General features: G+C 65.6%; 20 protein-coding genes and 2 tRNA genes. 13 read left to right on the top strand and 9 right to left on the bottom strand.

The features are described from left to right. The first annotated feature begins 94 nt into the window (after nucleotides 1-94). From ACLQ3C_RS03885 to ACLQ3C_RS03870, 4 genes are all read left to right on the top strand, one after another. Entirely contained in the window at nucleotides 95-2,386 is a 2,292-nt protein-coding gene (locus tag ACLQ3C_RS03885; protein WP_425703614.1) for a glycerol-3-phosphate 1-O-acyltransferase, read from the top strand. Further along, nucleotides 2,383-3,870 (top strand): HAD-IB family hydrolase, encoded by a 1,488-nt coding sequence (locus ACLQ3C_RS03880; protein ID WP_425703612.1) that lies wholly within the window; start codon nucleotides 2,383-2,385, stop codon nucleotides 3,868-3,870. The genes ACLQ3C_RS03885 and ACLQ3C_RS03880 overlap by 4 nt, the downstream gene beginning before the upstream one ends. After that, the gene (locus ACLQ3C_RS03875) at nucleotides 3,867-5,291 is read left to right on the top strand and encodes a wax ester/triacylglycerol synthase domain-containing protein (RefSeq protein ID WP_425703610.1); all 1,425 of its coding nucleotides are present in this window, start codon (nucleotides 3,867-3,869) and stop codon (nucleotides 5,289-5,291) included. The genes ACLQ3C_RS03880 and ACLQ3C_RS03875 overlap by 4 nt, the downstream gene beginning before the upstream one ends. A 256-nt stretch (nucleotides 5,292-5,547) precedes the next feature. After that, nucleotides 5,548-6,669: a linear amide C-N hydrolase gene (locus ACLQ3C_RS03870; protein WP_425703608.1), complete on the top strand. Its 1,122-nt coding sequence runs from the start codon at nucleotides 5,548-5,550 to the stop codon at nucleotides 6,667-6,669. A 221-nt stretch (nucleotides 6,670-6,890) separates the two neighbouring features. Here the strand turns inward: ACLQ3C_RS03870 and ACLQ3C_RS03865 are convergent. Beyond that, nucleotides 6,891-6,964 (bottom strand) — tRNA-Ile (locus tag ACLQ3C_RS03865). Nucleotides 6,965-7,147: 183 nt separating this feature from the next. On the opposite strand from ACLQ3C_RS03865, the gene ACLQ3C_RS03860 reads away from it, so the two are divergent. Further along, a tRNA-Asn gene (locus ACLQ3C_RS03860) sits at nucleotides 7,148-7,220 on the top strand. A gap of 803 nt (nucleotides 7,221-8,023) precedes the next feature. Here the strand turns inward: ACLQ3C_RS03860 and ACLQ3C_RS03855 are convergent. After that, nucleotides 8,024-8,353: a hypothetical protein gene (locus tag ACLQ3C_RS03855; protein WP_425703607.1), complete on the bottom strand. Its 330-nt coding sequence runs from the start codon at nucleotides 8,351-8,353 to the stop codon at nucleotides 8,024-8,026. Nucleotides 8,354-8,493: 140 nt separating this feature from the next. On the opposite strand from ACLQ3C_RS03855, the gene ACLQ3C_RS03850 reads away from it, so the two are divergent. Both ACLQ3C_RS03850 and ACLQ3C_RS03845 read left to right on the top strand, forming a co-directional pair. Then, nucleotides 8,494-8,664 carry a hypothetical protein gene (locus ACLQ3C_RS03850; RefSeq protein WP_425703606.1) on the top strand — a complete coding sequence of 57 codons (171 nt, stop codon included), beginning with the start codon at nucleotides 8,494-8,496 and terminating at the stop codon, nucleotides 8,662-8,664. Between the two features lie 532 nt (nucleotides 8,665-9,196). Continuing rightward, nucleotides 9,197-9,622: a pyridoxamine 5'-phosphate oxidase family protein gene (locus ACLQ3C_RS03845; protein ID WP_425703604.1), complete on the top strand. Its 426-nt coding sequence runs from the start codon at nucleotides 9,197-9,199 to the stop codon at nucleotides 9,620-9,622. 21 nt (nucleotides 9,623-9,643) lie between these two features. Here the strand turns inward: ACLQ3C_RS03845 and ACLQ3C_RS03840 are convergent, their stop codons facing one another. Continuing rightward, nucleotides 9,644-10,396, bottom strand: coding sequence for a GntR family transcriptional regulator (locus ACLQ3C_RS03840; RefSeq protein WP_425703602.1), 753 nt, complete (start codon nucleotides 10,394-10,396; stop codon nucleotides 9,644-9,646). After that, nucleotides 10,353-11,492, bottom strand: a complete 1,140-nt coding sequence (locus ACLQ3C_RS03835) for an acyl-CoA dehydrogenase family protein (protein ID WP_425703972.1) — start codon at nucleotides 11,490-11,492, stop codon at nucleotides 10,353-10,355. The genes ACLQ3C_RS03840 and ACLQ3C_RS03835 overlap by 44 nt, the downstream gene beginning before the upstream one ends. A 114-nt stretch (nucleotides 11,493-11,606) precedes the next feature. Here ACLQ3C_RS03835 and ACLQ3C_RS03830 point away from each other — a divergent pair, with 114 nt between their 5' ends. Further along, nucleotides 11,607-12,500 carry a hypothetical protein gene (locus tag ACLQ3C_RS03830; protein ID WP_425703600.1) on the top strand — a complete coding sequence of 298 codons (894 nt, stop codon included), beginning with the start codon at nucleotides 11,607-11,609 and terminating at the stop codon, nucleotides 12,498-12,500. On the opposite strand, the gene ACLQ3C_RS03825 is transcribed toward ACLQ3C_RS03830, so the two are convergent. Beyond that, on the bottom strand, nucleotides 12,490-13,668 hold the full coding sequence (locus tag ACLQ3C_RS03825) for a TetR/AcrR family transcriptional regulator (RefSeq protein ID WP_425703598.1): 1,179 nt from the start codon (nucleotides 13,666-13,668) through the stop codon (nucleotides 12,490-12,492). The genes ACLQ3C_RS03830 and ACLQ3C_RS03825 overlap by 11 nt on opposite strands. A 189-nt stretch (nucleotides 13,669-13,857) precedes the next feature. On the opposite strand from ACLQ3C_RS03825, the gene ACLQ3C_RS03820 reads away from it, so the two are divergent. The 5 genes from ACLQ3C_RS03820 (at nucleotide 13,858) to ACLQ3C_RS03800 (ending at nucleotide 19,195) form a co-directional block, all read left to right on the top strand. After that, a complete protein-coding gene (locus tag ACLQ3C_RS03820) occupies nucleotides 13,858-14,703 on the top strand; it encodes an enoyl-CoA hydratase-related protein (RefSeq protein WP_425703596.1) in 846 nt (281 codons plus the stop codon). 15 nt (nucleotides 14,704-14,718) lie between these two features. After that, entirely contained in the window at nucleotides 14,719-16,323 is a 1,605-nt protein-coding gene (gene fadD5 / locus ACLQ3C_RS03815; protein WP_425703594.1) for a fatty-acid--CoA ligase FadD5, read from the top strand. Nucleotides 16,324-16,516: 193 nt separating this feature from the next. After that, nucleotides 16,517-17,647 carry an NDMA-dependent alcohol dehydrogenase gene (locus tag ACLQ3C_RS03810; RefSeq protein ID WP_425703592.1) on the top strand — a complete coding sequence of 377 codons (1,131 nt, stop codon included), beginning with the start codon at nucleotides 16,517-16,519 and terminating at the stop codon, nucleotides 17,645-17,647. A 57-nt stretch (nucleotides 17,648-17,704) separates the two neighbouring features. Next, complete coding sequence (locus ACLQ3C_RS03805) at nucleotides 17,705-18,520, top strand: serine hydrolase domain-containing protein (RefSeq protein WP_425703590.1); 816 nt, start codon at nucleotides 17,705-17,707, stop codon at nucleotides 18,518-18,520. A gap of 156 nt (nucleotides 18,521-18,676) precedes the next feature. Beyond that, nucleotides 18,677-19,195, top strand: a complete 519-nt coding sequence (locus ACLQ3C_RS03800) for a DUF3145 domain-containing protein (protein WP_425703588.1) — start codon at nucleotides 18,677-18,679, stop codon at nucleotides 19,193-19,195. A gap of 226 nt (nucleotides 19,196-19,421) precedes the next feature. Here ACLQ3C_RS03800 and ACLQ3C_RS03795 read toward each other — a convergent pair whose 3' ends face one another. The 4 genes from ACLQ3C_RS03795 to ACLQ3C_RS03780 all read right to left on the bottom strand — a co-directional run bounded on the left by ACLQ3C_RS03795 (nucleotide 19,422) and on the right by ACLQ3C_RS03780 (nucleotide 23,513). Further along, nucleotides 19,422-20,873, bottom strand: coding sequence for an acyl-CoA carboxylase subunit beta (locus tag ACLQ3C_RS03795; protein WP_425703586.1), 1,452 nt, complete (start codon nucleotides 20,871-20,873; stop codon nucleotides 19,422-19,424). Nucleotides 20,874-20,898: 25 nt separating this feature from the next. Beyond that, nucleotides 20,899-22,170, bottom strand: a complete 1,272-nt coding sequence (locus ACLQ3C_RS03790; RefSeq protein ID WP_425703584.1) for a KasA/KasB family beta-ketoacyl-ACP synthase — start codon at nucleotides 22,168-22,170, stop codon at nucleotides 20,899-20,901. Next, nucleotides 22,167-22,472, bottom strand: a complete 306-nt coding sequence (gene acpM, locus ACLQ3C_RS03785) for a meromycolate extension acyl carrier protein AcpM (protein WP_425703582.1) — start codon at nucleotides 22,470-22,472, stop codon at nucleotides 22,167-22,169. Before acpM ends, ACLQ3C_RS03790 begins: the two co-directional genes overlap by 4 nt. A gap of 132 nt (nucleotides 22,473-22,604) precedes the next feature. Continuing rightward, the gene (locus ACLQ3C_RS03780) at nucleotides 22,605-23,513 is read right to left on the bottom strand and encodes an ACP S-malonyltransferase (RefSeq protein ID WP_425703580.1); all 909 of its coding nucleotides are present in this window, start codon (nucleotides 23,511-23,513) and stop codon (nucleotides 22,605-22,607) included. Nucleotides 23,514-23,652: the final 139 nt, after the last annotated feature.

The raw sequence follows: 23,652 nt of genomic DNA, 5'->3' as shown, positions 1-23,652 counted from the left end.
TTGGCCGGGAAAGACGGGCCATAGGACCCGTCGGCCTCGCCGCGGGTCGGCGCATTCGGCTGATCGCACAGTATGTGGTGAGTCACAATGGCCGATGTCCGACGTGATGGTCGCGACGAGTGAGAAGGGCGGATCGCCGGTGACAGATATCGTGCTCGCGGAGGTACGTACCGCGTGTGAGTGGCAGGTGGTGGCGCAGTGGGCGCAGACGACCCATCCCGACGCGTCGACGCGGAGCCTCGACGAGATCGATGTGGCGACCGTCGATCCGGACACGACTCTGATACCTGCGCGGGTGGTGTGGCTGCCGCCGGTGCGCAAGGGGGAGCGGCGCGTCTCGGTGGCCGACGTCTTGGTGCTGTCGAACCCGCGCCGGCCGCCGGCGTTCCGGCAGAAGGCGATCCAGCGGCGAAGTCCTGATCGGGTGCGTGTGGTGGCCGGTGAGCCGGCCACCGTCGCAGACCTGTATCGCCGCCACGAGCAGTCGTCGGCGCAGGGGGAGTCGTTCGCGGCATTCGTCGGTGTCCAGGCGTCGTTGTCGGCCGAGCGTGCCGAACGCCAGCTCGTCGGTGACCGGTACAAGGTGCCCCGTCTGGTCGCCGAGCAGATCGGATCGTCGGCACGCTTTCGCGAGAACGCCGCCAAACTCGCGGCCGAACTCGGCCGTCCGATCGCGGCGGTGATGCAGGAGACGACCGACAAGATGTCGGACTTCGTGGCCACCCAGAGCCGATTGATGGGCGACGTGTTCTCCTCGACCTTCCGTGCCCTTTATCAGCGGGCATGGACGGTCTCGGTCGACCTCGACACGCTCGGTCGGCTGCGTACCCTCAACAAGAGTCACGGCTTGATCTTCCTGCCGTCGCACCGTTCCTATGTCGATACCCTGGTTCTTTCGGAAGTTCTTCGCAGCCATGACTTTCCGCCGAATCTGGTACTCGGTGGCAACAATCTCGCGTTGTGGCCGATCACCCCGGTTGCCCGCCGCGCGGGACTCATCTTCATCCGTCGCAAGTTCGGCGGCGATCCGGTCTACAAGTTCGCCATGCGGTCGTATCTCTCGTTCATCGTCGAGAAGCGGTTCAACCTCGAGTGGTACATCGAGGGCGGCCGCAGCCGGACCGGTAAGTTGCGTCCGCCGAAACTCGGATTGCTGTCCTATGTCGTCGACGCCATCGGGCAACTCGACGATGCCGACATGATGGTGGTGCCGACCTCCATCGTCTATGACCAGCTCCAGGAGATCGCGGCGATGGCGCGCGAGTCGGCCGGCGGCACGAAGAAGCCCGAGGATGTCACCTGGTTGCTGAAATATGCGAAGGCCCAACGCACGCACCTCGGTGAGGCGCGGGTGCGCTTCGGCACTCCGTTCTCACTGCGTGCGGCCATGGCCGAGGGCGGCGACGATCCCGCCGCATTGGACAAGATCGCGTTTCGGGTGATGGACGAGATCAACGCCGCCACACCGATTTCGGCGACCTCGCTGGCCGGGTTTGCCTTGCTGGGTGCCGGCGACCGGGCGTATACGGCCGGCGAGATCGAGCACATCCTGGCGCCGCTGCTCGACTACATCGAGCGCCGTGGCCTGCCCGGGCCCGACCCACAGTTGTGTAGGGGTCTGGGACTGCTTTCGACGCTGCGCGAACTGGCCGTCGCCGACGTACTCACGCGGTACGACGGTGGCACCGACACCGTGTGGTCGATAGCGCCCGGCAATCACGCGATCGCGGCCTACTACCGCAACGGGGCGCTGCATCATTTCGTCGGTCGCGCCATCGTCGAAGTGGCGATGCTGGCCGCCGACCGCGGTGATCTGACGGCGGATGTCGATGCGATGCTCACCGCCTCCCAGCAAGAGGCACTGCGTATCCGTGACCTGCTGAAGTTCGAGTTCTTCTTTCCGGCCAAGGACGTGTACTTCCACCGTCTCGCTGCCGAACTCGACCTGATCGCACCGGAGTGGCGGCAGACCCCCCCGACACCCGAATGGATACATCAGACGCTGCTCTCGACGTCGGGGGCGTTGTTCGCGCGGCGCACCCTGCAACCCTTCTTCGACGCACAACTCGTCGTCGCGCAACGGCTGGTGGCGCTCGGATCAGCACCGGTCGGTCAGGCGGCGGTCGCCAAGGACGAGGTACTCGCCGATTGCCTCGGGTTGGGGCGGCAACTGGTACTGCAGGAGGTGGTCCGCTGCAAGGAATCGGTGTCCACGGAGCTCTACGACGCCGCCTACCGCCTCGCCGACAACCGCGGACTGATCACGTCCGACGGGCGTGACCTCGCCGTGGCCCGTCGGAAGTGGCTCGACGAGGTGGACGAGATGCGCGAACGCCTCGACAAGATCGCCGCGATCGAGGCCGAGCAGACCGGGGTCATGCGGTGAGTGCGCTCGCCGAACGAGTTGCCGCGATCGGTGCGGCCGGGCGTGGCAAACAGATCGGTGCGTTCTTCGACTACGACGGCACGCTGATCGAAGGGTTCTCGGCGGCCGCGATCATGCGTGCCCGGGTTCGCAGCATGGAGTTCGGCCTCGGTGAGCTCGCCGATTTCCTCCTCATCGGGTTGCGCGGGGTCGAATCCGAACAGGATTACGCCGAGGTTCTCGATGCCACCCGGCCGACGTTCGCGGGTAAGACCTATCAGGAACTACTCGACCTCGGCGATCATCTCTTCACCCACGAGACAGCGGCGCGACTGCGGCCGCAGATGTGGCAGATCCTGCGGGCACACCGGGCGATGGGCCACCGGATCGTCGTCGCGTCGTCGGCGACCCGATTCCAGATCGCCCCGATTGCCCGGGCGATCGATGCCGACCATGCGCTGGCGACCGACGTCGAGGTGGTCGATGGCGTGGTGACCGGCCGGTACATCGGACGGCCGCTGTGGGGGCCGGGCAAGGCGGCAGCCGTGCGGCGGCTCGCGCGCGAACACGACATGGATCTCGACGGGTCGTTCGCCTACAGCGACGGCAACGAGGACATCCCATATCTCGAGTCGGTGGGCCACCCGGTGGCGGTGTCGCCCAAGCGCAACCTGCGGACCGAGGCCGAGGCCCGTGGCTGGCCGATCCTCGACCTGCGCAATCCGGCCCACAACGAGATCGAGATGGCCGTGCGTACCGGCGCGTTCTATGGGACGTTCCTCACCTCGGCGGCCGCGGGTGCGCTCGGTGGTCTGTTGCGTCGGGGCCGGAGTGAGTCGATGATGCAGGCGGCGATGTCCGGGGGAGTCGACATCGGGCTCGCGCTGGCCGGGGTGCGCGTCGATGTGCTCAGTGGTGCCGAGCACCTGACCTCGTCTCGCCCATGCATTTTCGTCTTCAACCACCAATCCAAACTGGATCTGCCGGTGATGATCCATCTGGTGCGCTCGAACGCGACCGGGGTTGCCAAGAAGGAGATCCGGCAGCTACCGATCTTCGGACAGATCCTCGATGCGGCCGGGCTGGTGTTCATCGACCGCGCCGACTCGGACAAGGCGATCGAGCAGCTGATGCCGGTGGTGGCCAAGGTGCGCGACGACGGCGCGTCGCTCGTGGTTGCTCCAGAGGGAACACGTTCGGCGACACCGCGTATCGGACGATTCAAGAAGGGGCCGTTCCACATCGCCATGCAGTCCGGGGTGCCCGTCGTTCCGGTCGTGCTACGCAACACCGGTGAATTGATGTGGCGCGGTGCGCAATTGATCAAGCCGGGCGTGGTGGAGGTCAAGGTTCTCGATCCGGTTGACACGTCGGCGTGGACGGCCGAGCGGGTCGGCGAACACGCCGAACAAGTGCGGCAGATGTTCGTGTCCGCCCTGGCCGACTGGCCGGTCGATCACGGCGATGATGCATCGGACACGCCGGACGAGGGGGCGATCGGATGAGTGCGGATCGTCCGCTCGACTGGGCCACCGAACCCCACATGAGTCCGGTGGATACCGTGATGTGGCGCGGGGACAGCGACCGCCGGCTACGGGGCACCATCTGCATGCTCGAGATCTATGACTGTGCGCCCGACTGGGATCGGCTTCTCGCCGCGCATGAATGGGGGAGTCGGATGGCGCCCCGGTTCCGGCAGCGTGTGATCGATTCACCATTGGGCACCGGTACCCCGAGCTGGGCGATCGACCCCGAATTCGACCTGCACTATCACGTTCGGCGGCTGCGTCTCGCCGGCGACGGCTCCATGCGCGAACTGTTCTCGACATGTGAGCAATTGGCGATGTCGGCACTCGATCCGGCCCGGCCGCCGTGGGAGGGATACCTGATCGACGGGTTACCGGACGGGAAGGCGGCCTACTTCCTCAAGGGGCACCACGCCCTCACCGACGGACTCGGCGCGATCGTGGCACTGGCACAACTGCATTCGACGTCACGCGAGCCCAAGCCCGACAAGCCGCAACCGCCCGAACCGGCGCCGGTCGAGGTCTCCGGGCTCGAGGTGTTGTGCCGGCAGATCGGGGAGGAGGTGCAACGTGTGCCCCACCGGGTCGACGTCCTGCTCAGCGGAGCCCGTGCACTGACCGACCCGAAGCGGGCGCTGAGTAAAGTGCTGCGGTACGGCCGGTCGGTGCCCCGGGTGGCGGGCCTGGTGAGTCCGCCTGGTTCGCCGCTGCTGGCACAGCGCAGTCTGTCGCGGCGCTTCGCTGCCTTCGATGTCGCGTTCGCCGATCTGCGCACGGCCGGCGCGGCGATCGGGGCTTCGGTCAACGACGTGTATCTCGGTGGCCTGATCGGCGGGTTCCGGATCTACCACGAACAGATGGGCCGCCCGGTCGATGCCGTCCCGGTGGCGATCCCGATCTCGGTGCGCCGCCCTGAGGATCCTGAAGGCGGGAATCGGATCGCGGTCGGCCGACTGGCGGGACCGGTCGGTATCGCCGATCCGTTCGAGCGCGTTCTGACCATCCGTGAACAGGTACGGGCCGCACGCACCGAACCCGCCGTCGACGTGTTCAACACGATGGGACCGGTCCTCGCCTGGATTCCCGGGAAGCTGCTGGGGCAATTCAGCGGCGCGACAAGTCAAAATGACCTGCAGGCAAGCAACGTCCCGGGCATCCCATGGGACACCTACGTCGCAGGGGCCAAGGTCGAACGCATGTATCCGTTCGGTCCGTTACCCGGATGCGCGGTGATGGCGACGATGATCACCCACAACGGTATCGCCTGCCTCGGAATCAATTTCGACGCAGCATCGATCATCGAGCCGGAAATTTTTGCCGAGAGTATCGTCGCGGGCTTCGACGAGGTACTCGCGTTGTCCGGGTCCGGTACTCCCGCCACGATGACGCACGTGGTCTAGAAGTGCCGCGTACTCGAGCGGGTCCGGGTCATGAAAGGTACTGACCCTGCCGCATTCGGGGCTGCGTCGAGTCCAATGTTGTGCCCTGATAGGTGCATTCTTGTGCCCTTTGGTCCCGATTCGCGTGAGTTCAGGCCTTTGCGATCCCCGCGATGATTAGCCTGAGCCCGGAAGGACTATCTGCTCGGCGGGACGTCGTGAACAGCGGCGCCCCACGCTCGACCTCCCTCGCTTCTAGTGAAAGAGACACCAAAGTATGTGCACTCGTGTCATGTGGCCGGACGCCAACGGATCGGTCATCGTCGGCCGGAACATGGACTTCCATCAGGACCTCCACACCAACCTGTGGAAGCTTCCGCGCGGCATCAAGCGCGATGACCGTGTCGCCGGCAAGCTCGAATGGACCGCCAAGTACGGCAGTGTCATCGCGGGTGTGTACGACATCCTGTCCACCGATGGTCTCAATGAGCGGGGGCTGGCCGCACACCTCCTGTGGCTGGCGGAATCAGATTACGGAACCCCCGACGATTCCCGGCCGCAGCTGGCGATGTCGGTGTGGCTGCAGTATTACCTGGACAACTTCGAGACAGTGGCCGAGGCCGTCGCGTGGACGGAGAAGCACCAGCCCCAGGTCATCCCGATGGCCGATCCGACCGGTCACAGCAAGCCGGCGCTTCACCTCGCCATCGAGGACGCCGGCGGCGACTCGGCGATCCTCGAGTACATCGACGGCAAGGTGGAGATCTACCACAGCCGCGACTACCTGGTGATGACGAATTCGCCGACGTACGACCAGCAGCTCGAATTGGCCAAGAAGTTCCAGGGCCTCGGCGGTGACGACCCGCTCCCCGGCACCTGCCTGGCCAGTGACCGTTTTGCGCGTGCACTGTATTACGTTGGTGTGCAGCCGGAGCCGACCTCGCAGGTGCAGGCGATGGCAGCAATGCTGAGCATCATCCGCAACTGTGCTCAGCCCTTCCGTAACCCTGAGCCGGGCAAGCCGGATGCCTCGCAGACGCTGTGGCAGGTTGTCATCGACCTGACCAACCTTCGCTACGCATTCGAATCGACCACACGGCCCAACACCGTGTGGGTGGATCTCGAGGATCTCGACTTCTCCGAAGGCTCCGGCGAGGCGAAGCTGGATCTCCTGAGCAAGCTCGCCCTGGAGGGCGGTATCGCCGGTGAGGTGCACAAGCAGTTCAAGAAGAACCACAAGTTCCACATCGTCTCCATCGAGCAGGCCAAGCTCATCGGTGAGGTCGTGGCGAAATCGACCAAGGAGCTCGCCGGTGTCAAGGCCACGGCCGAGGCGCACGAGAACAAGATCCAGGATTATGTGGAGGCAAAGCTGACCGCATTCGTCGACGCGGAGTAGCGGTGCGCCGAGCTTGAGCTACCGGCCCCGAGTCCTGGCGAGAGGATTCGGGGCCGGTCCTCGTCCACGCGGCCCGCAGGGTGGGAGCCACCGTCATCGACGCCGAATGGTCTTCGCCGAGTAGCGGTTAGGCTCGAGCGGGTCGGGTGCCGGTGCGGACGCAGGAACCAGGCCACGTGCTGTGGGGTCCCGGGGACGTGTGCTGGTAGGGACACATTCGGTGGGGCGGGCGGGGCTCGAACCCGCGACCTACGGATTATGAGTCCGCGGCTCTAACCGACTGAGCTACCGCCCCAGCGGGCATGGGATGCCCGAGCAGCGAGAATACCCGACGGCCGCGGCGACCCGTCGCCCCGACCGGCCCGTACGGCACGGGAACACACGAACTGGCGTTTTGTCCTTTCCGCGATCCATGCGCTAGAGTCAGCGTTCGGTTCTGATGCCACCCCGGTGGGCGGCGGACGCACCGAACGAGCAATCCCCCATAGCTCAATTGGCAGAGCATTCGACTGTTAATCGAACGGTTACTGGTTCGAGTCCAGTTGGGGGAGCAGCACAAACCCGCTGGTGACAGCGGGTTTTCTGCTTTCTGAAGCATCCCGTGGTGCTCGGCTGCATGTTCTGACAGTTACGCGCTTGGATGCGCTGGTCCATACTCATCGAGAACAGGAAGATCGAGGTCGTCGAGATCGGTCCGCCGACGCCCGACGCGATCGCGGGGTGCACTTCAACGGCGCCGACGTATACGCCTATAGACGCTTTCGCGAAGGCGCTCAGACTGACCGGACATCGGTTCCTTTCCGAGGACAAGGCGATAGAAGCCGTGCTAGGCAAAGGTGTCGACCGCGATTCCTAGCCAGCGCCCTGTGCCCGGGGGACGAACTCAGGCGGAGACCGGTTCGCGTCGAGCACACCACCGCGCAGCTGCTATACCAGTTCGAGAACGAGTGGATCGCAGAGTTCACCGCGCAGGTGTCGGCGATCGAGCCAGCGAAGAAGAAGCGCACAGCCGTGATCCGGAGAATTCCTGACGAGTGGATGGGCAGGTCGATGGACGATTGACGCCGGACGCAGCGTTCACCTGGCGGCGCGCTGGGCCAGCTCGTCCGCCCGGGCACCGGCGTGGTGGTCGCACATCGCGGTTTGTACCGAGACGTGCCCGAGCCGTGCAATGACCTCGGTCATTGACGCGACGGAGAGCTGGGCGTAGCGGGTGCAGTAGTAGTGGCGCAGCGAATGCAGTTGCAGGTCAGGATGATTCGCAAGCTTGTGCGCCTGGACTCAGTGCCAGGTGAAGCTGCTGCGGGGAAGCGGGCCGGTTCTCGCGGCGTCGGTGAACGGCAGCTGCTCGAGATCATCGATGGCACTCAGGTGGCGAAGCGAAGATGAGTGCGTCGTCGTCGTTCACGATGAAGCGCTTGCGGGGGAAGGCGGTCAGCTCGCCGAACCGGCCGCCCACGGCGGCGGCGGGGATCACCAGCTGGCTGCGGCTCCAGGGGAGCGCGGCTACGGCGATGGGCAGCTCCTCGTCGGTGGGCGGGTTTTGCTGTTCCGGGCCTCCACTGTTGGTGCTTCCGGCGCCTCGAGGGGTCTCGACGCGCCGGAAGGTCAGCCCGATGGCTCGATGCGGGTAGCTGTGTCCACAGAAGTCCGTTGATCCCCTGTTCCACCAAGAATCGATCACGTTGTCTGGCGACGCAATCAAGCAGTGTGCATACTTGTGCAATGACCGCCGCGATCAGCTATGAGAGCGATTCTCAGATCATTGAGTCCGACGAGTCTTCAGAGTTGCACATCCCGGCCGGCTAGCCGCACCAGAAGTACGTGCGAATCACCGAGTCGGACGGCTCCATCCGGCTTGTTCCGATGTCGGCATTACACGAATCCGAGCGCGCGATTCTTGAGAACAAACAGCTCTACGAGCAAACGCGGCGGGCACTCAACGAGGTCGTCGAGGGGAAGACCACGTCGTCCGACTGGCTGTTTGACGAGTGACGAAACCTCGCGAGGTCCGCTTTGCGGAGTCGTTCGACCAGTGGGTGCGAGAGGCGAGCAGCACCGTCTGGCTTGAATCGAAGTTTAAGAAAATGAAGAAGTGCATCAAGATGATGCGTGACGTGGGCCCGACCCACCCCGGGTTTCAAACGCACAAGATGGAGCACTTGAAGGGCCCAGGAGGGCGCGACATCTGGAACTCTTACGTGAACGCCACACCGAACGCGTAGCGCATGTACTGGCAATGGGCCGACGACAGCAACGCGGACGGAGGCGTGGTCGTTGTATTGTCAGTCGGCCCGCACGACCATGAGCCAGGTGTGCCGCCCGAGATACCGCGTAAACCACGGTCCGAGTACTAGCCGTTGTCCGCCAAATTTCCCATGACCATGTCCGGGGCTGTACGACAGGCCTTCGGTGGTCCCTGGCGGGTTCGATTCCTGTTCTCTCCTGTATGAGAGTTCCTCACCGGTGACATTTCAGAGCTCCGATCACGTCCCGCAGATTCGGGTTGAAACCTAGGCTTGTGGCCATGGCACTGAGTATCGAGGAACGACAGAGCTTTTTGGCCGAACCGCACATCGGGGCGCTCTCGATCGAGGCCGGCTCCGATCGGGCGCCGCTGGTGGTGCCGATCTGGTATCAGTATCAGCCCGGCGGCGATCTGTGGTTTCTGACCGGAACCGGGTCGCGAAAGATGAAGCTGCTCACCGCGGCCGGCCGGTGCTCACTGATGGCGGAGCGTCTCGAACCGTCGATCCGGTACGTGGCGATCTCCGGGCCGGTGGTCGCCACCGCACCGGGCACCGGCGACGAGCTCGCCGAGATGGCCGCGCGCTATCTCCCGGCCGACAAGGTGGCCGGATATGTCGAGTTCGCGTCGGGCGACCACGGTGCGCAATCGCGCGTCACGGTGCGGCCCGAGCAGTGGCTCTCCGCCGATCTCGGCAGCGTCTGAGGGCAGTCCCCACATCCGGAGTCAACTCGGGTTGTCATCCCAGATACCCGTCTGCTCAAGGTGTTTGGCGAGCCGGGCGGCTCCGTCGATGAACTGCCTGCGCGTCTGCGCGGTCACCGCGTCGCGGTCGGCGGAACGGTACGCCGCGATCAGGCGATCGTGGCTGTCGACGGCCACCGCGCCCCAGTCGGGGTCGGACGCGTAGAGCTGCGTGGGGGTGTAGCGCGCCGCCGACAGCAAAAACCACGCGAGCTTCTTGCCCGCGGCGATCACGTTGTGCCTGCGATGGAATTCGAACTCGGCGTCGATGACCGCCTCGGTGTCACCGGCTGCCACGGTGGTGCGCAACTTCTGGTTGCACCATTCGAGGTCGGCGAGTTGCCCGGCGGTGATGACCTCGGCGGTACGCAGGGCGAGCTTCACCGCGATCTCGCCCTGCAGCCAGAACAGGTCGTCGACGTCGATGCGGTCGAGCTCGCTCACCCGGTATCCACGGTGCGGTTCGACGCTGACCATGCCCTCGCCACGCAGGGTCAGCAGCGCCTCACGCACCGGCGTGACGCTGACGCCGAGCCGCTCGGCGGTCTCGTCGAGTCGGATGTACTCGCCCGGCCGGAAATCGGCCGTCATGATCAGGTGCCGCAGGTGCGCGGCGACCTCCTCCGACAGTTGCGGACGCCGGCGTAACCGGGTGGGCGCCGCATTGGTGTCCGCGCGCCCACCCGGGTTGTCAGAGCCCGTAGGTCTTGCCGATGATGTCGCGCTGGATTTCATTCGTGCCACCGTAGACCGTCGAGATGATCGCGCCGCGCATGAGACGCTCCGCGTCGAACTCCGTGGCGTACCCGTAACCACCCATCATCTGCATCGCGTCGATCGTCATCCGCTTCGATGTCTCGGTGGCCTTCAGCTTGGCCATCGAGGCCTCCCGTGGCAGCAGCTTGTCCGGGTGCGCATCGGCCTGCGCGGCAACCGAATACACCAACAGTTTGGTGCATTCGATCTCGGTGGCCAGATCGGCCATGCGATGCCGCAGTGCCTGGAACGTGCCGATCGGCCTTCCGAACTGTTTGCGCTCGGTGATGAACTGCAACGTGTCGGCGAAGGAGCGTTCGGCGACGCCGAGCTGCATCGCCGCCAAGATCAGCCGCTCGGTGTTGAGTCCCGCCATCAACTGCTTCCAGCCATTGCCGACCTGGCCGACGACCGCGGAGTCGGGCACGCGGACATCGGTGAAGTAGAGGTCGTTGACCTCCCGGCCGCCGAGGGTGTCGATGCCCTGGATCTTCAGCCCCGGGGTGTCGGCCGGGATGTGGAACTGGGTGAGGCCCTCATGCTTCTTGTCGGTCTTCTCGGTACGCGCGATCAGCAGGATCGACGTGGCGAAGTGCGCGTTGGAACACCATGTCTTCTGGCCGTTGATGATCCAGCCGCCGTCGACCTTCTCCGCGCGACACGACAGATTCGCCACATCCGAGCCCGCCTCGGGCTCCGACATCGAGATCGACAGTGAGTCACCGTCGACGACACCGGTCAAGACCTGCTTTTTCGTCTGTTCGTCGGCGAACTTCTGATATGCGGCCGCAGTGATCAGGGTCGGGCCGATGCCGCCGATGGGCGCCATCGCTCGCATCGCCTCCTCGAGCAGGATGCACATCTCGACGTTGCCGGCCCCGGCGCCGCCATACTCTTCGGGTACCAGCAGTCCGGTCCAGCCGAGTGCGGCCATCTTTCGGTAGAGCTCTTGTGAATGCAACTCCGCACCGCCGTCGGTCAATGCGTCGCGTTGTTCGCGAGTACCGGCCTCGCGGCGACAGAAGTCGGCGACGGCCGCGGCGAACGCGGTCTGTTCCTCGGTAAAGCTGATCACGGGTTCGGTGCCTCTCGGTGAGCTGATGTCTGCGCGGAACGGTACGCGCACATCATATATCGTATATGACACGGGGGTGACGACCGCCACAACGGTGCAGCTACATTGGTGGCCATGCCCAAGTCAGTCGCGCCGAGTTCTCGGCGAGCGCGAGAGTCCCGGTCGGACACTCCGGACGACCACACCCTGGACGAACACACCCTGGACGAGCACCCGTCAGACGGGTACACCTCAGATGGTCACGCCGACGATGATCCCGGTGAGAAGCCGGACGCAGCCGCGCGGGGTGGCGTTGCCGAGTCGGGTCCTGATATGACACCGCTGGACGGCGACGACTTCCTCGCGGCGAACCGGCGTGAACGTGAACGGCTGCGTGCCGACGCAGACCGCAAAGCCGTCCGTTCGTCGGATCCGGATCGGATCCCACGCAAGATCGATGACTCGACGCCCCCGAGCTCAACGGGGCGTTCACGTCGCAGGCTGCAGATCGCCGGCAGTCGCCGGCTGTTCGCCCTCGTGGCGGTGTTGGTGGCGCTGGTCATCGGCCTCGGAGTGGCGACCGGCGTGCTGGCGTATCAATTGGGCCAGACCGACAATGCCGCGCAGTCGGGGCCATCGGAGAATGACCGCCGGGAGGTCATCGAGGTGGCCAAACGCTCTGCCGCGACCGTGGCCACCTACGATTCGACGAACTATGGCGACCTCGATTCCCGGGTTCGGGCGGTCTCCACACCGGAATTCTTCAAGGGTTTCCTCACGTCCTCGCATGATGCCCGCACGGGCAATGCCAGCGCCAAAGGGGTGTCGAAGGCCGTCGCCGACCACGCCGGCATCGAGTCGATGAGCGACGCGAATGCCAAGGTGCTCATCAGCCTGGACCAGACGATCACCTCTACGGAGGTCGCCAACCAAGTGCCCCAGGGGATTCCGTACCAGTCACGGGTGCTGGTGACCTTGACCAAGCAGAACGGGCGTTGGCTGCTGGCCAAGCTCGACGTCATCGACTGAAGTCGGCGCCCAGCAGAATCCGCCGTCCGATCGCCTCGATGCGCGCCGGATCGGGCAGGGGAGTGATACGGACGAGGTCGGCGGCCACCGCCAACAGGGCGTGGACGAGGAAGCGGGCGTGGGTGGCGCTCAATTCGGGCCGTGCCCGACCGAGCCAGGTGGCCCACTCTTCGACGGTCAGACGTTGTCTGCGGCTCAGTGCAGTGCGTGTACTCGCCTTGAGGTGGCCCGTCTCCGACAGATACACGGTGATCAATTCGCTTGCCGAGCAACATAATGCGACGTAGCGCCGCACCATCTCGCCGACCGCGTCCGGCGGTGTGTGCGACGTCGCCAGCGCGTCGGCGACGGAGGCCGCGGTGCGATCGGAGGCCCGCCAGAACGCGGCTTCGAGAATCGCGGCCTTGCTCGGGAAGTGCCGATATACCCCGGACGGGGGTATCCCGGCAGCCTGGCCGATGTCGTCGATGGTCACGTCGTGAAAACCGCGCGCGGCAAACAAGTCGATCGACTGCGACAGGATCAACTCGCGCTTGGCTGCCGGTGCGAGACCCGGGATCGATGCCGGAGGTCCGTTCCCCGTCTGGGCCAGGTCCGGTTCGAGCAGACTCATCGCGGCATCGCACAGCAACGTCTGTACCTCCCGCGGCGGCAATGACACCCGGTGGGTGGCCGGGCTCGCGACGACGCTGGTCATGGCCGCGGCGAGCAGGTCGGCATCGGTGCGCTCCAGCTCGGTTCGGCACCGCATGATCGTCGACCGCAGCCGGCGATGCTGCGCGATGACCACGGTCCGCACGTGCTCGGCGTCGGGTCCGGTCAGATAGCGCGACTCCCAGCGATACAGACCGCCGGTGCGGCGATTCTCGATGGCGGTTGCCGCGATGGCCGAGAGCAGTGCGCGCAACTCCGTCCGGGGTTCGTCGGCCTCGACGGCTGCGGTGGCGGCCGCCAGTCGGGTCGCCAGTGTCGCCGTCGCCTCGGCGAACAGGGCATATTTGTTCGGAAAGTGACGATAGAGCGCGGGTGCGGAGACTCCGGCGGTCTCGGCGATGTCGTCGAGGCGCACCGCGTGATAGCCGCCATCGCTGAAGGCGCGCGCTGCAACCTCGACCAGATGCCGGCGACGCGCGATCGGGCGTCGCCGAGGCGAGCTCCGGATGGTCACGAGCAACAGCGTATCCGGATGTTCTATTCGCAGTCGGCAAGACCGGGATTTGGGCAAAAAGCCTGGCAGCTGGGCTTGTACGGATCATATATGTTAATCCGCATTCTCGTGATCCACGTCTCATGGTGGTGTACGGTGGGCGCCAGCGAACCCTGGGGTGTGGTTCGGCGTCGGGGAGGTAGGAGAACCGTGACCGAGAACAGCGCCGTCGATGTCGGGACGGACGTGCCGAGCAACTCGGGCTTCGCCGCAGGTTCGGGCGTGGTGACCTCGCTCGACGATCGCGGCGTGGCCCGGCTGGTCATCTCCAGGCCCGAACGGATGAACGCGCTCGACGCCGCAGCGAATCAGGCCATCGCCGACGCGTTGCGCCGGTGGAGTGCTGATGAGAACGTTCGGGTCGTCGTGATCGACGGTGCGGGCGGAAGTTTCAGTACCGGCGCCGACATCACCTCCATCGCGCACGGCGGCGGACTCGACGGGCTCGACCCGGATCGGGCACACGGGATCATCGCGGCCGGATCGGACCTGGCGCGAGCGCTGCGGGCGGTCCCGGTACCGGTGATCGCCTCGGTCGACGGCGCAGCCGCCGGTATCGGCGCGTCCCTCGCCCTCGGGGCCGACCTGATCTACGCCACTGCCCGGTCGTACTTCTTGCTCGCGTTCATCAACATCGGCTTGATGCCTGATGGCGGCGCATCGATGCTGGTGGCCGCAGCGATCGGGCGTGTGCGGGCCAATGCGATGACCCTCCTCGGCGAAAAGTTGTGGGCTGCTGCGGCATTCGATGCCGGCTTGATCAACGAGGTGGTCGAGGAACGACGTGTACTCGACGAGCGGGTCGACGCAGCGGTCGCCAAACTGGCGCACCTGTCGCCGGCGGCGGTGCGCCTGACCAAGGCCGCCCTCGACGCGCACACCATGCCGGGATTCGAACCCGCACTCGCACGAGAACTCGGGGGACAGGCCGAGTTGTTGCAATCCCGCCACTTCCGGGCCGCGCTGGCCGCCTTCACCAACCACGCTGGGAAATAAGGAGAATTTCGTCAGATGACCGCCACGCTCGACAACTCTCACGACCTCACCACCGAACCGGTGCGGTCCCGTCGCAATCACTGGAACAACCAGATACGCCGCCACGGGTTCATGAGCCCCGATGCGCCCGCATTGAAGTTTCTGGGCAAGGTCACCACGTGGAGGCAACTCGACGAGCGCATCGCCGCCTTCGCCGCCGCGCTGAGTCGGCGCGGGGTCACCGAGGGCGACCGCGTGCTGATGCTCCTGCTGAACCGCTCAGAATATGTCGAGGCGGTCCTGGGTGCGAACCTGATCGGCGCCATCGCGGTCCCGGTCAACGTCCGGATGAGTCCGGCCGAGATCGCATTCCTGGTCAACGATTCCGGGGCGAAGGTCATCGTGACCGAGTCGTTGCTGGCGCCCCTGGCCGATGCGGTGAGCGCGGCCACCGGTGCGATCGAGCTGACCGTCGTCGTCGGGGAGACCGGTAACGCCGGGCATGTCGACTTCGAGACGCTGCTCGCCGAGGACTCGACGGATCTGCCGGAGATCGATGTGTCCGAGGAGTCGGTGGCACTCATCATGTACACCTCGGGAACCACCGGAAAGCCCAAGGGCGCCATGCTCACCCACCAGAACATCCAGGCGCAGGCCGTCACCTGCCTACAGGCGTTGCATACCCGTCCCGATGACGTGGGGTCGTGTGTGGCACCGCTTTTCCACATCGCCGGGCTCGGCGCGATGGCGCCACTGTTCTACATGGGTGCGCTCTCGGTCATCCATCCGCTCGGGGCCTTCGACGCCGACGACATGCTCGACACCCTCGAGCGGGAGGGCACCACATCGATCTTCCTGGTGCCTGCCCAATGGCAGGCGGTGTGTGCCGCACAGCAGGCTCGGCCCCGCGATCTCAGGTTGCGGGTCATCAGCTGGGGGGCGGCGCCGGCGTCGGACACGGTGCTGCGCGCGATGAACGAGACCTTCCCGGACGCAGTGAATGTCGCGGTGTTCGGGCAGACGGAGATGTCACCGATCACCTGCGTGCTCGAAGGCGCCGACGCACTGCGCAAGCTCGGATCGATCGGCAAGGTCGTGCCCGCGGTCACCGCTCGGGTGGTCGATCCCGAGATGAACGACATCGCGCCGGGGGAGGTGGGCGAGATCGTGTACCGCGGTCCGAATCTGATGATCGGCTACTGGCGAAACCCACAGGGAACGGCGGATGCCTTCCGCGGTGGCTGGTTCCACTCCGGTGATCTGGTGCGCCAGGATGAGGAGGGCTTCCTCTACGTCGTCGATCGCGCCAAGGACATGATCATCTCCGGCGGCGAGAACATCTACTGCGCCGAGGTGGAGAACGTGCTCTACGGGCACGAGAAGATCACCGAGGCCGCGGTCATCGGCCGCGCGCATGAGAAGTGGGGAGAGGTGCCGGTGGCCGTCGTGGTGCTCGCCGCCGGCGTCGACGATCTCACCCTCGCCGAACTCGAGTTGTATCTGAACGAGAATCTGGCCCGCTTCAAGCATCCGAAGGAGCTCGTCATCGTCGACGAATTGCCCCGCAATGCCGGTGGCAAGGTCGTCAAGCCGACGTTGCGTTCGGCCTACGGAAGCAAGGACGCCGGGCTGGCCCGGTGAGGCGGCGCACTGGGCGCATGGACCCGACCAAAAACTGAAACACGTTACAATTCAAAACTGAAACACGTTACAATTCTGGACGAGGGTGTGGCGGTGTCATGTCCCGGATTTCTGCAGGTGTGGACCACCGATCTGCGTCGCGGTGAGGCGCGATCGGACGGGCCACGCCGGCCGGCAAAAGTGGAGGTTCAAGGTGAAGACCAAGGGTGCGCTGCTGCGCGAGCTCAACAAGCCGTGGGAGATCGAGGAGATCGAGATCGGCGATCCCCGGGCTCATGAGATCAAGATCAGGATGGAAGCCGCCGGCATGTGCCACTCGGATCATCATCTGATGACCGGCGGTATCCCGATGGCCGGATTCCCGATCCTCGGCGGGCATGAGGGAGCCGGCGTCGTCGAGCAGCTCGGCGAGGGCGTCACCGACTTCGCGGTCGGCGATCACGTGGTGTTGTCCTTCATCCCGTCGTGTGGCAAGTGTCCGTCGTGCAAGGCCGGGCAGGCCAACCTATGCGATATGGGGGCGATGCTTCTGCAAGGAGAAGCCGTCTCCGACAACACCTTCCGTGTCCACACCGAGGCGGGGGAGAACGTCTATCCGATGACGCTGCTCGGCACATTCTCGCCGTACATGGTGGTGCACGAGGCGTCGGCGGTCAAGATCGACGACGACATCCCGTTCGAGGTCGCGGCGCTGGTGGGATGCGGTATCCCCACCGGCTACGGATCGTCGACGCGCAGTGGCGATGTCCGTCCGGGCCAGGACGTTGCGATCGTGGGGGTCGGCGGTGTCGGGACCGCCGCACTGCAGGGTGCGGTGATCGCCGGAGCGCGCAACGTCTTCGCGATCGATCCGGTCGAGTGGAAACGTGAGCAGGCAATGAAGTTCGGCGCGACCAGGGCGTTCGCGTCGATCGAGGAAGCCGCGCCGACGATCGCCGAGATCACCCACGGACACATGTGCCACAAGGTGATCGTGACCGTCGGCGAGGTACACGGCAGCGATGTCGACACGTGGATGGGCATCACCGCGAAGGCGGGCACCTGTGTGCTCACCGGGATGGGCAACATGCTCGAGAACCAGGTGACGCTGAATCTCTCGATGCTGACGCTGCTGCAGAAGAACTTACAGGGCACCATCTTCGGTGGCGCGAACCCCAAGCTCGACATTCCGCTGTTGCTGTCGATGTACCGGACCGGCAAGCTGAACATCGACGACATGATCACCCGGCAGTATCGCCTGGACCAGATCAACCAGGGATACCAGGACATGCTCGACGGCAAGAACATCCGCGGCGTCATCCGGTACACCGACGAGGATCACTGATCGAACACCGGTCAAGCCCAGACCGCGGATCGAGGGGCGCCGCGTAGTCTGCGTCGTGTGTCTGTCTTCGATGCACTTGCACAGTGGCCCGTCGACAATGTGTCGGCCGCGCTGATGACCGGTGGTCGGGTGGTCGCCGAACACGGCGACACCGACCGCGTCTTCGAACTCGCCTCGGTGACCAAACTCTTGGTCGCCGAGGCGATTCTGGTTGCGGTCGAGGAAGGGGCGATCACGCTGGATGCCGCGGCGGGGCCGCCGGGTGCGACGGTGGCCCATTTGCTTTCGCACGCCTCGGGACTCGCCTTCGGCACCCGCGACGTCGAGGCGGCGCCCGGCACGCGGCGCATCTACTCGAGCGCCGGATTCGAGGTCGCGGCCGAGGCGGTCGAGCAGGCCGCCGGTATTCCGTTTGCCGACTACCTGCGCGAAGGGGTCTGTCAACCGTTGGGATTGCGCGCGACCGTGCTGGACGGTCCGGCCGGACACGGTGCGCGATCGAACGTCACCGATCTGGCGGTGTTCGCCGGCGACCTCCTGGCGCCCACGGTGCTCTCGCCGGCGACAGTCGATCGGGCGAGGCAGGTGTGGTATCCGGGGCTCGACGGATTCGTTCCCGGCTACGGCAAACACCGTCCCAACGACTGGGGCCTGGGTTTCGAGTTACGCGCCCACAAGTCCCCGCACTGGACCGGGACACAGAACTCGCCGGGCACGTTCGGGCACTTCGGTCAGTCGGGAACATTCCTGTGGGTGGATCCGGTGCTCGACGCCGCATGTGTCGTGCTCACCGACCGTACCTTCGGGGCCTGGGCCAAACCGTTGTGGAGCGAGTTCAATGACGCGGTGGTGGACGAACTGCGCGAGCGCTGACCACCTTCTCCGGTGTCACTCTCGCTTCAGAAAAGCACTCCAGAAACTAGCGCAACACATGCCTCATAGGGCACAATCGTTGACAGCAATGTGATATCCGGTGTTGCGAGGTGTGTTGGGGAAGACGTTCCTCGTCGACAACCGGAGGTGACCAAGGTGCGCAACCTGAATCAGTTTGCGGACGTGACAACAGGAGTGGTGTACATCCACTCGGCGCCGGTGGCGCTGTGCCCGCATGTGGAGTGGGCTCTGTCGTCGACCCTGAATGCACGCGCGAACCTGAAATGGTCGGCACAGGATGCCGATCCGGGGATGCAGCGTGCCACTGTCGACTGGGCAGGGCCGGTCGGGACCGGTGCTCGCCTGGTGACGGCGCTGCGCGAGTGGTCGGCGTTGCGCTTCGAGGTGACCGAGAACGCCAGTGAGGGCGTGGACGGCGAACGCTTCTGCTATGTACCTGGATTGGGTCTGTGGCGCGGTTCGATGAGCGCCAACGGCGACGTCATCGTCGGCGAGACGCAGTTGCGCGCGATGATCGAGTCCCAGCCCGACAGCGCCGGGCTGGCCGGGGAGATCGAATCCGCACTCGGCACCGCGTGGGACAACGCGCTCGAGGCCTACCGCATGGGTGGCTACGGCGCAGAGGTCACCTGGTTGCAGCAGCGCGTCGGCTAGCGCGACCCACAACGAAACCGGCCCCGACGAAACCGTCGGGGCCGGTTCGCGTCGTGCGGAAAGCCGGACCAAATCAGCGAGGAGCGTAGCGACGACGCGAGCCCACAACGGCCGCCGCGCGTCCCGTGTCTGGACTGACGAGGAGCGAGGAGCGTAGCGACGATGTGATGAGGAGGGAAGACGCGGGTGTTAGCGCGGTGGCCCGCGACGGCGGAGCCGGCGCAGATTAAAGGGGTATGTTTTTGTGCCGACCCCGCCGGGCCGGTGCTGCAGCGAGGGCGTCGGTGATGATGCTGCGGGTTTTTGCGGGGTCGATGATCTCGTCGACGACTCCGATGGACTGGGCGCGTCCCACGCCGCCGGCAAGGGTTTCGTGCTCGGCGGCCAGGCGATCGTGTAGTGCCTCGCGCTCGTCTTCGGAGGCGGAGGCGAGGGCCTTCTTGTGTAGGATGCCGACTGCGGCTTTGGCGCCCATGACGGCGACTTCTGAACCAGGCCAGGCGAATACGGCGGTGGCTCCGAGTGCGCGGGAGTTCATCGCGATGTAGGCGCCGCCATAGATCTTGCGGGTGACGAGGGTGACGCGGGGGACGGTGCATTCGGCGAAGGCGTGCAGCAACTTTGCGCCACGGCGTACGACGCCGTTCCATTCCTGGCCGACGCCGGGCAGGTAGCCGGGTACGTCGGTGATCACGACCAGCGGGACGCCGAAGGCATCACAGAGCCGGACGAAGCGGGCCGCTTTCTCGGCGCTTTCGGAGTTGAGGCATCCGCCCATGCGCAGCGGGTTGTTGGCGATGACGCCGACACTGTGGCCGGCCAGCCGGCCGAAGCCGGTGACGATGTTCGGTGCCCACTTGGCCTGGAGCTCTTCGAAAGTCGAGATCTCGGACTCGCCATCGGCGCCCAGCTGGGTGTCGAGGAGGCCGGTCACGACGGGGTGGACGTCGTAGGCCCGGCGGTTGGATTCGGGCAGCAGTGCCTTGAGGTCGGTGTCGCCGGCGGCGGCTTGGGCGCGGTCGAACTGTCCCGGTGTGGTGAATGTCGAGACGAGGCGACGGGCGCGCCAGTAGGCGTCGGCCTCGGAGTCGGCGGTGATATGGCTGACGCCGGACTTCTTGCCGTGGGTGAGGGGCCCGCCGAGGGACTCCATGTCGACGTCTTCGCCGGTGACACTGCGTACGACGTCGGGGCCGGTGACGAAGATGCGTCCGGCCGGGGCCATGATCACGACGTCGGTGAGGGCCGGCCCGTATGCCGCACCACCGGCCGCGAAGCCTACGACCACCGAAATTTGTGGGACGTAGCCGGAGGCACGCACCATCGCCTCGAAGACCCCGCCGACGGCATGTAGGGCTTCGACGCCTTCGGCGAGGCGCGCGCCGCCGGAGTGCCAGATACCCACGACCGGCGCCTCTTCGGTGATTGCGGTGTCGATCGCGTTGACGATGTGGGCACATCCGACGACACCCATGGCACCGCCCATCACGGTGCCATCGGTGCAATAGGAGACGGTGCGAACGCCGTTGACCTCTCCGATCGCGGCCTGCACGCCCGAGGTATCCCGGGCGTGCAGCAGCGATAAGGAGCCCTCGTCGAAGAAGTTGGTCAACCGCAACAGCGGATCTCGTGGATCAACCGATTCTTCACGGCCGGTGATGGGGGCCAATGTGGTCATCGCTGTCTCCTGGTGTCGGGTGTATTCAGTAGCGACCGAAGGCGAGCGCCACGTTGTGCCCACCGAAGCCGAACGAATTGTTCAGCGCGTAATCGATCTGCCCACGCCGGGCCTGGCCGTGGACCACTTCGATCTCGCACTCGGGGTCCTGGTTCTCCAGGTTGAGTGTCGGCGGGATGATGCTCTCTTCGACGCTCTTGATCGTCAGCACCGATTCGAGCGCCCCGACCGCGCCGATGGAATGTCCGAGCGCCGACTTGGGTGCGTACACCGCCGCGTGATCGCCGACCGCAGCCTTGATCCCGACCGCTTCGGCGGTGTCGCCGATGGGAGTCGAGGTGGCGTGCGCGTTGACGTGGGTGATGTCCTGCTTCGTCAGTCCGGCGGTCTGGATGGCCCGGGCCATGGCCCGCGCGTTGCCCTGACCACTGGGGTCGGGGGCCACGAGATGGAAGCCGTCCGAGGTGATTCCGGCACCGAGAACGCGGGCGTGGATGTGTGCACCGCGCGCCTTGGCGTGCTCCTCACGTTCGAGGATCAGCATCGCGGCCGCTTCTCCGAAGACGAAGCCGTCACGATCTTTGTCGAACGGTCGTGAGGCCGCCGCGGGATCGTCGTTGCGGGTGCTCATGGCACGCATCATCGAGAACGCAGCGATCGGGATCGCATCGATATGTCCTTCGACACCGCCGGTGACCACCATGTCGGCATCGCCCATGACGATGTGCCGCCATGCATGCGCGATGGCCTCGGCACCCGACGAGCACGCCGAGACCGGGGTGATCACGCCGGCACGCGCGCCGACGTTGAGTCCGACTACTGCGGCCGGGCCGTTGGGCATCGCCATCGACACGGCGAGCGGTGACACCTTGCGGTAGTTGCCGGAACTCTCGATCGCCTTGACGGCGTCGACCATCGCGTCGCCGCCACCTTGCCCGGTGCCGAGCACGACGGCGAGCCGCTCGGGATCGACTTCGGGCTCGCCGGCCTGCGCCCACAGGCGCTTGCTCATGACGTGGGCGATCCGTTCGACGTAGGCCATGCGACGCGCTTCGACGCGGGTCACCTCGTCGGCCGGGTCGGCGAGCAGGCGACCACCGACACGGCACGGCAGTTCGCCGTACTTGGTGACGAAGTCGTCGGTCAGCTCCCGAATGCCGGTCTTGCCGTCGAGGAGTCCCTGCCAGGTTGCGTCGAGGTCAACGCCAAGGGAGGTGGTGGCCACCATGGAGGTGACCACCACGCTCGGGAAGTTCCCGCCCAGCGTGGAATATTCGCGGAGGGACGGCGAGCTCACGAGTTCTGGTCTGCCTCGATCTGCGCCTGGATGGCGGCGGCGGCTTCGGGGTTCTCGGCCTCGAGCTTCTGGACGTAGCGGACCGTGTCGCCGACGGTGCGCAGCGCGGCGAGGTCCTCGTCGGGGACCTTGACGCCGTACTTGTCCTCGACCTGCACGGCGATCTCGACCATCGACAGGGAGTCGATGTCGAGGTCATCGACGAATGACTTCTCCATCGTCACCTCGGACGGCTCGATGCCGGTGACTTCCTCGATGATCTCGGCGATGCCGGCAATGAGTTGTTCCTGGGTGGCAGCCACGTGGGTGGTTCCCTTCTGATTAATTCGCGGTGATCGGTGATTTCCGGAGCTACCTCGTGACGCGAAAGCGTCACGGGTGCTTGGACATCCGGCTGGTGCCGAATTTCCGGTGGTCGCGTCAAGACGCGACCGTTATCCAAGTTCGATGACCTTCTCGATCTGGTCGGGTGTCTTCCACGCGACGGTCGGGGTGCCCTTGAGTTCGCGCTTGGCGATACCCGCGAGCGCTCCGGCCGGTGGCAGCTCGACGAGGGCGGTGACGCCGTTGTCACGCAGATATGCCGAGCACAGATCCCAGCGGACCGGGCTCGTCACCTGGGCGACCACCTTGGCCAGCGCGTCGGCGCCACCGGCGACGGGTTGGCCGTCGGAGTTGGACAGCAGCGTGCGGCTGGGATCGGCGGGGGTGATCTGTGAGGCGGCCTCGGCGACGGCCTCTTGCGCCGGGGCCATGTAGCGGGTGTGGAAGGCGCCGGCGACCGCGAGTTTGCGGGTGCGCGCCTTCTCCGGCGGGTTCGCGATCAGTTCGTCGATGGCGGCCACGGGGCCGGCCGCGACGATCTGACCGGTGGCATTGCGGTTGGCGGGCACGAGCGCGAGCTCGTCGAGGCGCGCGAGCACCTGTGTTTCGTCACCGCCGAGCACTGCGGCCATCGTGGTGGCCTCCAATGCGCATGCCTTGGCCATCTCCGAACCGCGGATCGCCGCGAGCCGCAGCGCCTCGTCGGCCGTGATGATCCCGGTGATCGCGGCGGCGGCGAGTTCGCCGACCGAGTGGCCGGCGATGACCGCGTCGTCGGGCAGCTCGCCGCTTTTGAGGTATTCGTCGAAGGCCAGCAGGGCCCCGGCGACGACGAGGGGCTGGGTCACCGCGGTGTCGGTGATCTCCTCGGCGGTGGCGGTGGTGCCGAGCCGCTCGAGGTCGAGTTGGATCAGCTTCGACCACGTCGCCAGCTGATCGCGGACGCCGGGAAGTTCCAGCCACGGAATCAACATGCCGGCCGTTTGTGAGCCCTGACCGGGCGCAAGCATCGATAGCACGTGACCAGAGAACACCGTTTCGGCCCGGCATGTCGGTGTCGAGGTCGATGAACCTCATCGCGTTGGTTTGTGGGGTTCCCACAAAGGTGCCTTTTGTCGGTCCCGCATCGTCATCACTCTGAGATTCGTTACAGAAACG

Origin of the sequence: Gordonia sp. DT30 (assembly GCF_049844915.1) — a bacterium.
In the GTDB taxonomy this organism is placed as follows: domain Bacteria; phylum Actinomycetota; class Actinomycetes; order Mycobacteriales; family Mycobacteriaceae; genus Gordonia.
Note: the sequence above shows the minus strand (reverse complement) of the source record. Positions and strands in the feature narration are given on the sequence as shown.